Origin of the sequence: Marinobacter iranensis, from assembly GCF_029207565.1 — a bacterium.
Taxonomy (GTDB): Bacteria; Pseudomonadota; Gammaproteobacteria; order Pseudomonadales; family Oleiphilaceae; genus Marinobacter; species Marinobacter iranensis.
This window is the reverse complement of sequence record NZ_JANCMW010000001.1, coordinates 375,211-388,997: the sequence shown is the minus strand read 5'-3', so window position 1 is coordinate 388,997 and position 13,787 is coordinate 375,211. Positions and strand designations below refer to the sequence as shown.

Sequence of the window (13,787 nt, the reverse complement as noted above, 5' to 3'; positions counted from 1 at the left end):
GTACCTTTTCTGCCAGAAAAAGGTGTCTGAGCGCAGCGAGTTCTTTTTCCAAAGAAAAGGTACCCCCACCTCCGGGCCAGCCTCAGAATCCATCAGGCCAAAAAATGTCGGATTACGGCCCGTAGGGCCTAATCCGACCTACGGGTCAGAAGGCCCAGACGAAGGGGATCAGGGCGATGGCGGTTGAGCCTACCAACAGGCTGAGGGGGAAGCCGAGGCGCACGTAGTCCATGAACTGGTACCGGCCGGGGCCGTAGACCATCAGGTTGGTTTGGTAGCCCAGCGGCGTAATGAACGACGCCGAAGCGGCGAACATCACGGCCACCGCAAAGGGCAGGAAATTAATCCCCAATTGCTCAGACACCGCCAACGCAATCGGAAACATCAGCACCGCCGCCGCATTGTTGGTGATCACTTCGGTAAACGCCGCCGTCAGGATATAAACCAGAGCCAACGCCAGCCAGGGCGTCAGCGGCCCGAACAAGCCCAGCAGGCCGTTGGCCACCCACTCCGCCCCACCGGTTTCCGTCATCGCATTACCCAGGGCAAAGGACGCCGCAATCACCACCAACACCGGCAAATCCACACTGCGCCGGGCACGGCTGGCGGTAATGCAACCGGTCATAATCATCGCGCCAGCCGCCAGAAACGCCGCTTCAATAATCTGCAACAGCCCCGTGGCACTGGCCAGCACCATCAGTAACAAAATACCCAACGCCCGCGGCGCCCGGCGGAAATCCGGCGGAGTGGAATCGTTCAGGGCGCTAACCAACAGAAAGTCCCGGCGAAAGCGGTATTGCTCCACAAACTGGTGGCTGGCCTCCAGCAACAGGGTGTCCCCCATCCTGAAGGTAATAGCCCCCAACTTGCCCGGCACCCGATTGCCCTCGCGGGATACCGAAAGAATCGCCGCATTGAAACGGGTACGGAAACGGCTTTCCCGTACCGTCTTGCCCAAAGCCGGGAATTCCTGGCCCAGCACCACTTCCACCAGACAGCGCTGATGATTGGCCAGGTCCAGCTTCTGGATACTGGCGTGGGCAGGTTTCAGGCCCTGGATCCGGCGCAGCTCACTGGCGCACTCCGGCGCCCCCACAAAATACAGCTTGTCGCCAGGCTGCAACATCCGGTCCGGCTCCACCGCCGTAATCAGCCGGCCACCCCGGTCGATTTCCGTCAGGTAGCCGTAATTCAGCGCCCGCAAACCAGCCTGGGCCACGGTTTTTCCCACCAACGGGCCAGTGGCGTCCACTTCCACCTCAACCCCGTATTCCCGAACCTGCTCCAGCTCTTCCCGCATACCACCCCGGTCCGGCAGTATGCGGGAGGCCATCAACACCAGGTAGCATCCGCCCACCAACAACAACGGCACACCCACCCAGGCCAACTCGAACAGCCCCAGGTTAATCCCCAGGCGCGCCTGCAGCATGCCGTCCACCACCAGGTTGGTACTGGTGCCAATCAGCGTACAGGTACCGCCCAGAATAGCGGCGTAACTCAGGGGTAAAAGAAGGCGGGAGGAAGGAATGCCCAGGCGCTGGGCCCAGTCCTGAATGGCGGGGATGAACATGGCCACAACGGCCGTATTGTTCATAAAACCGCTGAGAATACCGGTGGGCGCCAGCATCCGCAATTGCGCGCCCTTCTCGGTTTTTGGATGCCCCAGCAGCAAACGGGCAATCCACTGCACGGCACCGGTTTCTTTCAGGCCGGCAGCCACCACGTAAAGCGTGGCAATGGTAATCACACCCGGGTTCGCAAACCCTGCCAACGCCTCAGCCGGCCCAAGGATGCCGGTAATCAACAGGAAGGCCAGGGCCGCCATCAATACCAGGTCGGCAGACACCCGGGTAACCACCAGCGCCGCCAGAACCGTGAACAGGGTAAGCAGGGTAACAATGGCTTCCCATGCCATAGCTACTTACGCTCCGGTGGCTTGCGACGGGGCAAAGATCAGTTGTCGATCAAGCAGGTAGCTGATTAACCGGTTCACACAGTCATCAACCGACATCTGCGATGTATCCAGGCGAACTTCCGGCCGCTCCGGTGCCTCGTATGGGGAATCAACACCCGTAAAGTCCTTGATCTTGCCAGCCCTGGCTTTCTCATAGAGCCCCTTCGGGTCCCGCTCTTCACAGGTCTCAAGCGGCGTATCCATGAAAACCTCAATAAACTCCCCCGCCGGGAACAGATTGCGCACCAGGCGCCGGTCAGTGGTGAAGGGGGAAATAAACGCACTGAGCACGATTACGCCAGAATCCGTAAACAGCTTACTCACCTCGCCAATACGGCGAATGTTCTCAACCCGGTCCTCATCAGAAAATCCCAGATCCCTGTTCAGGCCATGGCGTACATTATCGCCGTCCAGCAGGAAAGTGTGGTATCCGCGCTCAAACAGGGCCACATCCAGCGCATTGGCAATGGTGGACTTACCGGAACCACTCAAGCCAGTAAACCACAACAGGCACGGGCTCTGGTTCTTGATGGAAGCCCGGTCCGCCCGGGTGACTTTCTGGTGATGCCAGACGATATTTTCAGACATGAACAGCAACCTTGCTTTTAACGTCACTTATTGGTAGCTGGTCAGAAGCTAGCCAGCTATTGAGGAAGGATGTAGCCAGGAATCGACTTTCGAATCATCATAACAATATACTTTGGAACGTGCTTTGACTGAATAGTCTTTCTAAGTGCCTGACCCGCTACCCGAAGGTTCAAACGGCCCGGAGGTGGGGGTACCTTTTCTGCCAGAAAAAGGTGTCTGAGCGAAGCGAGTTCTTTTTCCAAAGAAAAGGTACCCCCACCTTCGGGCCAGCCCCCGGAACCCATCAGGCCAAAGAATGTCGGATTACGGCTTTGCCTAATCCGACCTACACGGACAGGCGGCGTACCTTCTCGTCCTGGCGATCTGTTGCCACCACGTCTGACTGCCCGTTGCACCACACCAGGTCCTCCAGGTTGCCATTGGGCGCATAGCCCGTCTTGGCATTCTTCAGCACGTCGATAATAGCGCCGCAATCGAAGGATTGACTGGCACGCTGTAGCTGGCTGAGGAAGTCTTCAACCTGCTCCCAGGGAAGGGACACCTCCCGCGCCATCATAATGCGAGGGTGTGAGGTACCCTGCGGGTCGTCACCAATCAACAGCTCTTCATAGAGCTTCTCCCCCGGGCGAAGGCCCGTAAAGGTCACTTCAACATCGCCGACAGGGTTACTCTCCGTTTTCTCTTCCAGCCCCATCAGGTGAATCATCTTCCGGGCCAGGTCCGCAATCTTCACCGGCTCGCCCATGTCCAACACAAACACCTCACCGCCCAGGCCGATGCTGCCAGCCTGCAGCACCAGTTGACTGGCTTCAGGGATAGTCATGAAGTAACGGATAATATCCGGGTGAGTAACGGTAACCGGGCCGCCATCACGAATCTGGTCCCGGAACAGGGGCACCACGGAACCGGAAGAGCCCAGCACGTTACCAAACCGCACCATGGAGAAAATCGTCTTCTGCTGCCGCTGGGCCAACGCCTGCAGCACCAGCTCTGCCAGCCGCTTGCTGGCCCCCATCACATTGGTGGGGCGAACCGCCTTGTCCGTGGAAATCAATACAAAACGCTCAACACCCGCAGCAATAGCAGCTTCCGCCGTATGCCAAGTGCCGAAGACATTGTTCTGCACCCCCTCAATCACATTGTGCTCAACCAATGGCACATGCTTATAAGCGGCGGCGTGGTACACCGTCTCAACGCCAAACGCCCGCATGGCGGACTCGCACCGCCGGCGATGGTTCACGTTGCCAAGCAACGGATGCAGCTCCACCCCAAGCGCCTCAACCCGGTTAAGGGAACTCAACTCCCGCTCAATGGCGTACAGGGAAAACTCGGACTGCTCGAACAACACCAGAACGCGCGGGCGGTGGCGAATAATCTGGCGGCACAGCTCGGAGCCGATCGAGCCACCCGCGCCGGTCACCATTACGGATTTCTGATACAGGCTTTTGGCAACAACAGCCGAATCCGGCCGAACCGGATCTCGCCCCAGCAAGTCCTCGATTTCCAGATCCCGGATGTCGTTAATCCGCGCCTGACCAGCCACCAGTTCCGACATGGAAGGAACGGTCTGTACTGGAATGGAAAGCGGCTCGAGTTGTTTCAGGAGCTTCTTGCGGTCAATCTGCGAATGCTCATCCAGCGCCAGCAATATCCGCTGTACACGGTGCTTCGGCATATGCTTGGCGATGTGATTAATGCTCACTACCGGCAAGCCATTGATCATGGACTTGTGGTTGGCACGATCAAACGTCACGAAGACCACCGGCCGGTATTCCGTGCCCTGCTCCAGCGCTGACGCCAGTTGCATGCCGGTTTCGCCTGCGCCAACGATGGCAACCGCCTCCTTGGCCATCTGTTTGGGGTGGTTCACAATCATCCGCACACCCAGGCGGGTGCCGCTTACAAACAGGAAAGCCAGGGCGCCATAAATGATGGGCACGGAACGGGGCACAAACACCTGCAACAGGTAGCCCAAGGTAATCAGGGCTACGCTGGAAGCAATCACTCCGTAGATGATAGTGAGGAAAGCCCGGTCACCCAGATAGCGGATAACCGCCCGGTAAAGCCCCAGGCGAATAAACACGGCAATGGTAAACACCACCGTAATGGCTGCAATCGTCAGTTGCTCTCGAGTAGGCAACCAAAGGTGCTGTTCCAGGCGCAGAGCAAACGCAGCCCAGATCGCGAAGAACAGGAAGAACGCATCCGACAGCACGGAAACAACCCGTTTATAAAATCTGGGAAGGTTCAGAAACGACCTGATCATAAGATTGCCATCTCTATGCTTGGCCAACTTGTCCCTGTTCAAGCGATTGCCTCCTCCATTACCCGTGCGAGTACCTCGCACGTGAGTTTGATTTCATCGGCCGTCAACGTGGGGTGAACCAAAAACATCAGGCTGGTATCACCCAGTTCCCTCGCCACCGGCAAGCGCTCCACCGGGGCCATACCTGCATCCTGTATCGCTTTCTCAAAATACACTTCCGAGCAGGAGCCGGAAAAACAGGGCACGCCGGCACCGACAATCTCCGACATTACCCTATCCCTGTCCCACTCTGATCTAAGAGTAGTAGGCTCTACAAAAACATAACACTTATAACCGGCGTGGCCGATGTGTTCCGGAACGTCCGGCACTCGCAGCCCTTTGCACTCCCGGGCTGTCTGCCAGATAGCCTCACAGTTGGCCCGGCGGCGTGCGGCCCATTCAGGCATACGCCTTAACTGAATACGGCCGATAGCAGCCTGCATTTCAGTCATTCGCCAATTGGTCCCAAAACTTTCATGCAACCAGCGAAAGCCCGGCGGATGCTCGCGCTCGTAAACCGCTTCCCAGCTCTTGCCATGATCCTTGTAGGACCACATGCGCGACCACAGTTCCAGGTCATTAGTGGTCACCATGCCACCCTCACCACCAGTGGTCATGATCTTGTCCTGGCAGAAGGACCAGGCTGCTACGTGCCCCAGGGACCCGACCGGTTTGCCCTTGTAGGTCGCACCATGGGCCTGGGCGCAATCCTCGATCACCGATAAGCCATGGCGGCAAGCCAATTCATTCAGGCCATCCATGTCACAGGGCCAGCCCGCAAGGTGAACCGCAATGACCGCCTTGGTGTTGTCATTAATCAGCGGCGCAACCGTCTCAGCCGAAATCCCCTGAGAATCCGCATCCACATCCGCAAACACAGGCCAAGCGCCCGCGTTAACAATACACGTTACCGAGGCCAGGAAGGTTCGGGAAGTGACAATTACTTCATCACCGGCGCCAATACCCAGCGCCTTCAGGGCAAGATCCAAAGCGACCGTACCGTTCGCCACAGCCACGGCATAGTCAGTGCCGGCAAATTCCGCGAATTCCCGTTCGAACTCACGGCATTCCTGACCTGTCCAGTAATTGACTCGATTGGAGAGCAGTACTTGGGAGGCCGCGTCGGCCTCTTCCTGAGTATAGGAGGGCCAGGGAGAAAATGATGTGTTAAGCATTAAGGCGCCTTTTAAATCTACAAGAACTACTAAAAACTAGAGAGGCTTGGCAGGATTACCGACTACAACCTGGCCGGCAATTACGTTCCGGAGTACAACACTTCCCATCCCTACAACCGCTTCATCACCGATGGAGACCTGTTGTTTAACGCACGCATTAGCGCCTACCCACACTAGTCGGCCAAGCACTGCCCCACCCGCCAACGTGGCGTTGGGGCTAACATGTGCGCACTCACCCAAGAGACAGTCGTGCTCTATAACAGATCCGGTGTTAATAATGGCCCCTAGCCCAATTACCGCGTCAGCATTGATCACTGAATTCGCGAATACAACGGAACCTACTCCGAGCTTTACATACGGGCTTACCGCTGCATAGGGGTGGATGACAGAAACAATGTTAGCGCCGGCGGCACCGAGCTGCTGGAGCTTTTGGCAGCGAATGCGGTTGTCACCGATACCCACCACAACGCCATCATACTTCTCCAGATTGGCCAGGAGTTCCGCACTACTTCCAACCACTGACCAGCGACCGTTCGAAGTCAGCTCAGGCCAGGCATCATCAAAAAAGACGATGCTACCCCAACCACTTTGCTCTGCCGCATCTGCGATAACTTTTCCATGGCCACTCGCACCCAGGATAGCGAGGCGATTCATTTGTCTGAGTTTCCGGTAAATTTAGACATGGTCGCTTCACCTTCGCCACTTATCCCGTCTCTGGCCAAGACTTTTTTTACGGTGAGATAGAGAATTTTTATATCTAGCAGAAAACTCTGATTGTCTACATACCAGACGTCTAGCTTGAACCTGTCTTCCCAAGAAACCGCATTGCGACCGTTCACTTGTGCCCAACCTGTAATGCCTGGACGTATCTCATGGCGACGATACTGGTTTTTTGAATATAACGGCAAGTACTCCACCAATAGTGGCCGGGGCCCAACAAGACTCATGTCGCCTTTCAACACATTCCACAGTTCGGGAAGCTCGTCCAGGCTGGTTGAGCGAAGAAAACTACCAAACTGTGTCATTCGTTGATCATCCGGCAATAGCTCTCCCCTCGCATCAGCCGCGCCCAGCATCGTACGAAACTTCACCATCTGAAAAGGTCTACCGCCCTTACCTGGCCGAGTCTGACGGAAAAACACCGGGGAACCAAGCTTGACGCGCACCAACATGAAAACAATCAGGATTACCGGAAGTAGTGCTAGCAAGACCAGTAGTGCGCAAATTACATCAAACAAGCGCTTCATCATCGGGCTACTCCTGTCACCCAATCCACCCACTCGCTAGCCATTATCTCCCGATCAAACTCTCTCTTGGCCAGCGCCTTAGCTCTCTGGCCCATTGCTGGTAACAATTCGCGGTCATCCGCAGCCTGCTCCAATGCCTTTGCAAAAGCGACAGCGTCTGCTGGCGGCACAACAAATCCACACTGCTCACGTTCGATCATCTCAGCCAGCCAGCCGGGGTAATTGTTCAAGACCGGAAGTCCAGCAGAAATATAATCAAAGAACTTGTTGGGGGAAGTGCCGTAATAAAAGGCAGGCACATTGGCCAACACCTGCATGCCAAGATCTGCTGCCCTCATTAAACCTGCTAAATCTGCCTTTTTCACTGGGTCGTGAAACACTACATTGGTCAGGCTTTCACGTTGCGCCCTAGCCTGCAAAGCTGGCTTGAGTTTGCCATCGCCAATCAGCAAGATCTTAATGTTCGTGCGCTCACGTCTTTTCAATTCCATGGCTGCATCCAATACCGCATCTAGGCCGTTCGCCACACCATGAGTGCCAGCAAACACCGCCACGAGGTCTGACTCCAGAACACCTTTGGGGAGCCAGGGCTTCGCTTTCTCAGTGAAGATATCGAGGTCACATCCATTCGGTACCAAAGCAATTCGCTCAGCAGGCACACCCCGCTTTCGGATGCCCTCAACAATCCCAGGTGACAGTCCGACCAGCCGATTGGCGGACCGATAACTGGCCCACTCGAGTATCCCCATGGCCCAAAGCACTGCTGGATTGGTGATTACCCCCATTTCCCGGGGAAGCTCCGGCCACAGATCCCGGACTTCAAACACAAACGGCTTTTTTCTCAGCCAACGCGCAAAAATGCCAGGAATACCAGCCGTAAGCGGAGTCGTGGTTGCAAACACCACATCGTATTTTTCGGTCAGCGCAATAATGATGCTACGCCATGCAAATAATAGAAATGTCAGCGCCCGTTTCATGAAGCCATCGTTATTCGAGTAGGCAAGATCAAGCTCTACTACCTTAATGCCATCTACGGTGCCCCGGCGCTGACCTCTGTGGAACGGTCCCTCAAGACCGGTGGTCCCCGTGGTATTGCTCCCACATACCATCGTGACGGTGTGACCTTGTTCGATCAATTTTCTAGCCATGGCATAGGATCGAATTGCGCCTGCGCCTTTCGGCGTTACAAAGTGCTGATGAAAATAGAGAACTTTCAAGACTGATTCCAAGTAATATCTGTGACAAGGTGACCAACGCGGGCCACCTCAACTTCGAGGACGGGCAAGGGCGTTTTCAGGCCGTAATACCGGGATTCCCAGCCTTCAACCAATTCCACACGTTTCAACGGTACGTCGGCACTTACTTCAATCTTTACCCCCCTCAAGGCTACGGAATGCCCTGACACCTCCCAATCGCCCGGCTGCAATCGCCAACGCAATATCGCCCTCTCGCGAAAGCCGCTGACATCGTCCTCGATTCGAAGCATACTATCAGAAAGGCTCAGCCTCCGCGTATGGCGTGCGCCCAGATAATCCCTGTATCCGGCTGCCACCCGCTGGCCTTCGCTGGTCACTTTAAGTGGTTCAAGCGTAGATGTTTTCAGCCACTCCCCAAAAAGAAACCGACTGATTCTCGGCATTGGCTCCCTGTCGTCAAACTGAACTGTATTGTGGGCCCTCACACCGGGGAAATAGCTTTGCAATGGCTCTGTGGTGTTGTAGCTAAAAGATCCCCCGTCACGCAGAAGATTTTCGCCATTCAACCAAAGGTCAACATGTAGGGCGTCCGCATGCCCGGGGCGAAAGCGAAAGCGCGGATACCGAAAAAGAACAAAACATCCTGAGTCCCGCATTATTGCATAGCCGCCGCAATCGAAAAGCTGACTCTCCACTGCTGGAGCCTGACGCAGCGGAGCATCTACGCCTAACAGCTTTAAAGCTATGTCCCACTCTCCGACCTCTGGCACCGCTCTTTCATTCCTGAACAAGGCCGCAGCCATCTGCACCGATGGGCGAAAATCTCTATAATCGGTCGCAGCAAGAGGCAATAAACGGGCGCCATCGTTTGCGCCAATATTTGGAACATCACCGTTTGACTGCAGCATCGCCCAAAGCCAATTGGTTGCCGCCACCGCTTTTTCGTACCAATGCTTGCTGAGTTCAGGCAACGACAATTTGCGCCGCCAAAGCTCTACCATAGAAAATGTATCGAGCACGACCCGGTGATAATTGACCGAATACTGGCTAAAGCTACCATCCGGCTCAATCAAACGGCGTGCCCGATTCTCCAGCCACTTTCGGCCTTCGTTTTGCCAGTATTCACCTTTTGAGCTCCCGTGACTAGCGAGCCAGCTTCCTCCAATAAATAATGCCGCCGCCTCCGAAGTGCCATGATTATTGTCTTGCGCAATCGCATAGAGGATTGTTGGAGCAATACGCTGCAGGTGTACCTCAATCAAGTGAAGCAGAGACGCCTCTGGCTCATCAACCTGCTCAAGTATAATTGCGGTCATAGCCAAGTGCATTGTACGAATCGAAGCTTCTTGCCCACACTTCCAGTTCGGGCCGTAATAAGGAGGGTTAGCTCTTACCCAATCCTCCAGCCACCCCTCCAGCTTGGCGAGCGATGTGGTGTCACCTTCGCGATGCTCTCTGGAAAACCCCAAAACCCAGTCAAACCGAGACAGCTCCCAGACACCCTTGATGTCACCTAGCTCTGTAGTGAAATCAGGAATAGAAAACCATGGCAGCTCCGAGTCCAGACAGCGATTACCCGTCAGGATATTTAAATGCCAATTGGGGGGAACTAGGCTTGTCCCCAGAGGGATATAACCAAACCCCATCGTTACATATTCATAACCTGAACTGGCTTCTTCAAACAAAACCTTGGATTTGAAAAACGGGCCTTTTGGTATGACAGCACGCAAGCGCCTCACTGGATTGAGACTCAAACGCACACAAAGACGAAACCATATAACCCTGAAAACATTTGCAATCCCCAGAGCAAACACGGCCTTAATTTTGGTTAACATAGGCAGCAAAATCTCCTAATGACGATTTTTGGGCCAGCAAATTAAGACAGGTCATAGATTATTTGCTGAGAGCATCGTGATAATTGCAGGTTTATATACCCACTACTTGGGCAAGGAAGAATCGTCCCAATTACCTTTAAACCATTCGATTTGGCCAAGAAACTCCGGGATTTCATTGTCCCTCAGAAGATTCGCGATACGGTTTTAACCAAATCGAAGACTCAACCACAAAGCAACTTCTCTAAGTTAGTCACAATACGTTCACCGGTTTTTCCATCCCAAAGCGGAGGTATGCCGCCCTGTTTCCAGTCGCCTGTAAACAGTCGCTCCAGGGCCGGCGCAAGTGCAGCAGGGTCAGTGCCTACCAATTCGTTCGTGCCCTGCTCCACCGTTTCCGGTCGCTCAGTATTATTTCTTAGCGTCAGGCAGGGAACACCCATCACGGTGGTCTCCTCAGTAATACCGCCGGAATCCGTAATCACCGCTTTGGCATGCTTGACCAGATAATTAAACTGCAGGTAGGGCTGAGGTTCCGCCAGAATGAAGTTTTCAGGCAAATCCATCATATCCCTAAGGGTTTTAGCAGTACGTGGATGCACCGGGAACACTACTGGTAAACCACGGGTATTACGCCCGATGGCCTGCAACATCTCGGCAAAATCCCCAGCGGAATCCACGTTGGCGGGGCGATGCAAAGTCACTACGAAGTATTGGCTGGGTTTGAGCTTATACCTTTCCCAGAAATCTGGCGGGCTAAACCTAGGCATGTTGGCCATAAGCGTATCGATCATGGTGTTACCCACGAAAAAAATCCGCTCTTCTTCAACGCCAGATTTCCGAAGATTGCCGCCGGCCCACTCACTGGTCGTGAAAAACCAGTTGGTAATACTGTCCGTGACCATCCGGTTGATTTCCTCCGGCATGCTCCAGTCGCCGGAGCGGATACCCGCTTCCACATGAGCCACTGGAATCCGCAACTTCTGAGCCGTAATTGCGCATGCCATCGTAGATGTTACATCGCCTACAACCAGGCACAGGGCACCAGGTGCTTCCAGAAGCAGGCTTTCATAGCGGGTCATAATGCCGGCCGCCTGCTCAGCCTGGGTGCCGCTCCCTACCTCAAGATTCACATCCGGCTCAGGAATACCCAATTGCTCAAAAAAAGCCCCGGACATACTCGCATCATAGTGCTGGCCGGTATGGATCAGGCGGTAACTTAACTTACTGCCTGCTTCCTGGCGAACCTGCAAAGCCCGAATAATCGGAGCAATCTTCATGAAATTCGGGCGGGCGCCTGCAATGATATCAATCAGCATCAGCTCTGCTTCCTCAGTTGTTCTGCGACTTCCAGAGTTACCCGGGACACCTCAAAAATCTCTTCCCGAGGTATGGGCGACTGACCACCACCGGAAACCGCCTTCACAAACTCATTGGCACAAGCGCCCTGCCCCTTATTCTGGCGCCACAGGCGATTATCTTTTGCGCCTGGCCAACCATAGGTTTTCAGCTTGCGGAAGTTATCCAACTGCAGCACCCGGCCTGCGCAGAATACTTCCAGCCGTTCTTTGGGAAAGCTTTTGTCGCCGTTAGCAAGGTAATGAATGGTGCCGACGGAGCCATCGGCAAAGGTCAAGGTGATGGTAGCTCTATCTTCAGTAATTTCGACGGCAGGGTGGCGCCCCACAGCAATACTGTAGTGACCGGTAATGGACGTTCCCACCAAGTGCCTCAACAGATCAATAAAATGACACGCTTCGCCCACAATACGGCCACCACCGACCTCCGGATCCTGTGTCCAGTGGTCCACAGGAATAGCGCCGGCATTTACCGTCATCACCATATTCTTAGGCTCAGCTACTGTCTCCAGAAGCGCCTTTGCTGTGACCACATGAGGGGCAAAGCGACGATTGAAACCGATCACTAGTAATTGTTCTGGCCGTCCGGCAGCTTCTGCCTCAATCTCTGTCAGTTCCTCATGGGTTAAGCAAAGTGGTTTTTCGCAGAAAATATGTTTGCCTGCCCTCAACCCGTCAAGCACCTGGCGGGCATGACTATCATGGCGAGTGGCGATAACCAGCGTGTTAACAGATGCATCTTCCACTAACGCCTTGCCATCAGTGGAGGCCTGCCGGAAGCCGTGTTTCTTGCCGTAATGAACAGAACTCACTCCGCCACCACTGACAACGGTATGCATTTCAGCCCCCGCAGCCTTGAATGCAGGAATAAGCACCCGCCCCGCATAATTACCCGCACCCAGGAAACCAACTGTTGCCTTTCCGGCAGCCGGTGCCCTGTTCACCACCCCGCCGTCACTGCCACTTCCCTCGTTGTCTGTAAGCGACACCACCCGGGGGCCCACGCCTTGTTGCTGCGGGTATTCCAACAAAATTCCCAAAGACGGCTCACCGGAAGACAAAAGGTCGTAGGCTTCTTCTGCCTGTTCCAGACTAAAGCGATGGCTGATCAAGGACTCTATATCCAGAAGACCAGAGGCCATCAGATCCAACACCGCCTCAAAGTTACGCTGCTCTGTCCAGCGCACAAAGCCAACGGGATAATCCTGGCCGCCCTGCTCATAGGCAGGGTCGTACCGACCGGGCCCATAGGAGCAACTGACCTGAAAGCTGAGCTCTTTCTCGTAAAAATCCGCCCGGGACAGCTCCAGCCCGGTGACACCAACCAGCACGATACGGCCACGTTTGCGACACATGGTCGCAGCCTGGCTGACAGGCTCATTGCTCTTGGTGGACGCGGTAATAATCACCGCATCTACGCCCCGCCCTCGGGAAAACCCTGCAGCAGCTGCCAGCACGTCCTCACCTTTGCCGGGATTCACTACCTCCGCGCCGAATTTGCGGGCCAGTTCCAAGCGGGCAGGGTCAAAGTCTATACCCAGAACCCGGCAACCCTGTGCCCGCAGCATCTGTACAGTAAGCAACCCAATCAGGCCAAGGCCGGTTACCACCACACATTCACCAAGCGTTGGGTTTACAAGCCGGATACCTTGAAGCCCAATAGCCGCCAGGACCGTGAAGCTGGCCTGCTCGTCGGTAACGCTGTCGGGAATTTTTGCAGTGAGATTTCTAGGCACACACACAACCTGCGCATGCCCACCATTACTGACAATACGCTCTCCTAAGGCTAAACCGTTGATTCCAGCGCCAACTTCAGCAATAGCACCGACGTTGCAATATCCCAGCGCCAAAGGCTGATCAAGTTTGCTTTGAACGGCGTCCAGTGTTGTTGCCAAGCCATCGGTACGAACCTTATCCAGCACCATGCGCACCTTGTCTGGCTGCTGGCGGGCCTTATCGACCCAGTTAGCCTTACCAAAACCCACCAGTGTCCTCTCGGTTCCGGCGGAAACGAGGGTATGAGAGGTATTAATCAGAATATGGCCGCTACGCATAGACGGGGCAGGCACATCGGCTACCGTTGTTTCGCCGGTTTTCAGGCTTTGTAAAATCTGTTTCATAAAAAACCCCTA

10 protein-coding genes are annotated in these 13,787 nt (G+C 54.8%); all 10 read right to left on the bottom strand.

All coding sequences use genetic code 11. The features are described 5' to 3' along the window. Positions 1-145 precede the first annotated feature (145 nt). Positions 146-1,915 (bottom strand): SLC13 family permease, encoded by a 1,770-nt coding sequence (locus tag NLU14_RS01845; protein WP_275704450.1) that lies wholly within the window; start codon positions 1,913-1,915, stop codon positions 146-148. A gap of 6 nt (positions 1,916-1,921) precedes the next feature. Beyond that, the gene (cysC, locus tag NLU14_RS01840) at positions 1,922-2,542 is read right to left on the bottom strand and encodes an adenylyl-sulfate kinase (RefSeq protein ID WP_275704449.1); all 621 of its coding nucleotides are present in this window, start codon (positions 2,540-2,542) and stop codon (positions 1,922-1,924) included. A 325-nt stretch (positions 2,543-2,867) separates the two neighbouring features. Then, the gene (locus NLU14_RS01835) at positions 2,868-4,808 is read right to left on the bottom strand and encodes a polysaccharide biosynthesis protein (protein WP_275704448.1); all 1,941 of its coding nucleotides are present in this window, start codon (positions 4,806-4,808) and stop codon (positions 2,868-2,870) included. Between the two features lie 38 nt (positions 4,809-4,846). Continuing rightward, a complete protein-coding gene (locus NLU14_RS01830; RefSeq protein WP_275704447.1) occupies positions 4,847-6,022 on the bottom strand; it encodes a DegT/DnrJ/EryC1/StrS family aminotransferase in 1,176 nt (391 codons plus the stop codon). A gap of 36 nt (positions 6,023-6,058) precedes the next feature. Next, a complete protein-coding gene (locus tag NLU14_RS01825; RefSeq protein ID WP_275704446.1) occupies positions 6,059-6,676 on the bottom strand; it encodes an acetyltransferase in 618 nt (205 codons plus the stop codon). Further along, positions 6,673-7,272 (bottom strand): sugar transferase, encoded by a 600-nt coding sequence (locus tag NLU14_RS01820; protein WP_275704445.1) that lies wholly within the window; start codon positions 7,270-7,272, stop codon positions 6,673-6,675. Before NLU14_RS01820 ends, NLU14_RS01825 begins: the two co-directional genes overlap by 4 nt. Next, on the bottom strand, positions 7,269-8,486 hold the full coding sequence (locus NLU14_RS01815; RefSeq protein WP_275704444.1) for a glycosyltransferase family 4 protein: 1,218 nt from the start codon (positions 8,484-8,486) through the stop codon (positions 7,269-7,271). The genes NLU14_RS01820 and NLU14_RS01815 overlap by 4 nt, the downstream gene beginning before the upstream one ends. Further along, positions 8,483-10,300, bottom strand: a complete 1,818-nt coding sequence (locus tag NLU14_RS01810; RefSeq protein ID WP_275704443.1) for a heparinase II/III family protein — start codon at positions 10,298-10,300, stop codon at positions 8,483-8,485. Before NLU14_RS01810 ends, NLU14_RS01815 begins: the two co-directional genes overlap by 4 nt. Positions 10,301-10,521: 221 nt before the next feature. Next, a complete protein-coding gene (gene wecB, locus NLU14_RS01805) occupies positions 10,522-11,616 on the bottom strand; it encodes a non-hydrolyzing UDP-N-acetylglucosamine 2-epimerase (RefSeq protein ID WP_275704441.1) in 1,095 nt (364 codons plus the stop codon). Then, the gene (locus NLU14_RS01800; protein WP_275704440.1) at positions 11,616-13,775 is read right to left on the bottom strand and encodes a bi-domain-containing oxidoreductase; all 2,160 of its coding nucleotides are present in this window, start codon (positions 13,773-13,775) and stop codon (positions 11,616-11,618) included. The genes wecB and NLU14_RS01800 overlap by 1 nt, the downstream gene beginning before the upstream one ends. Positions 13,776-13,787: the final 12 nt, after the last annotated feature.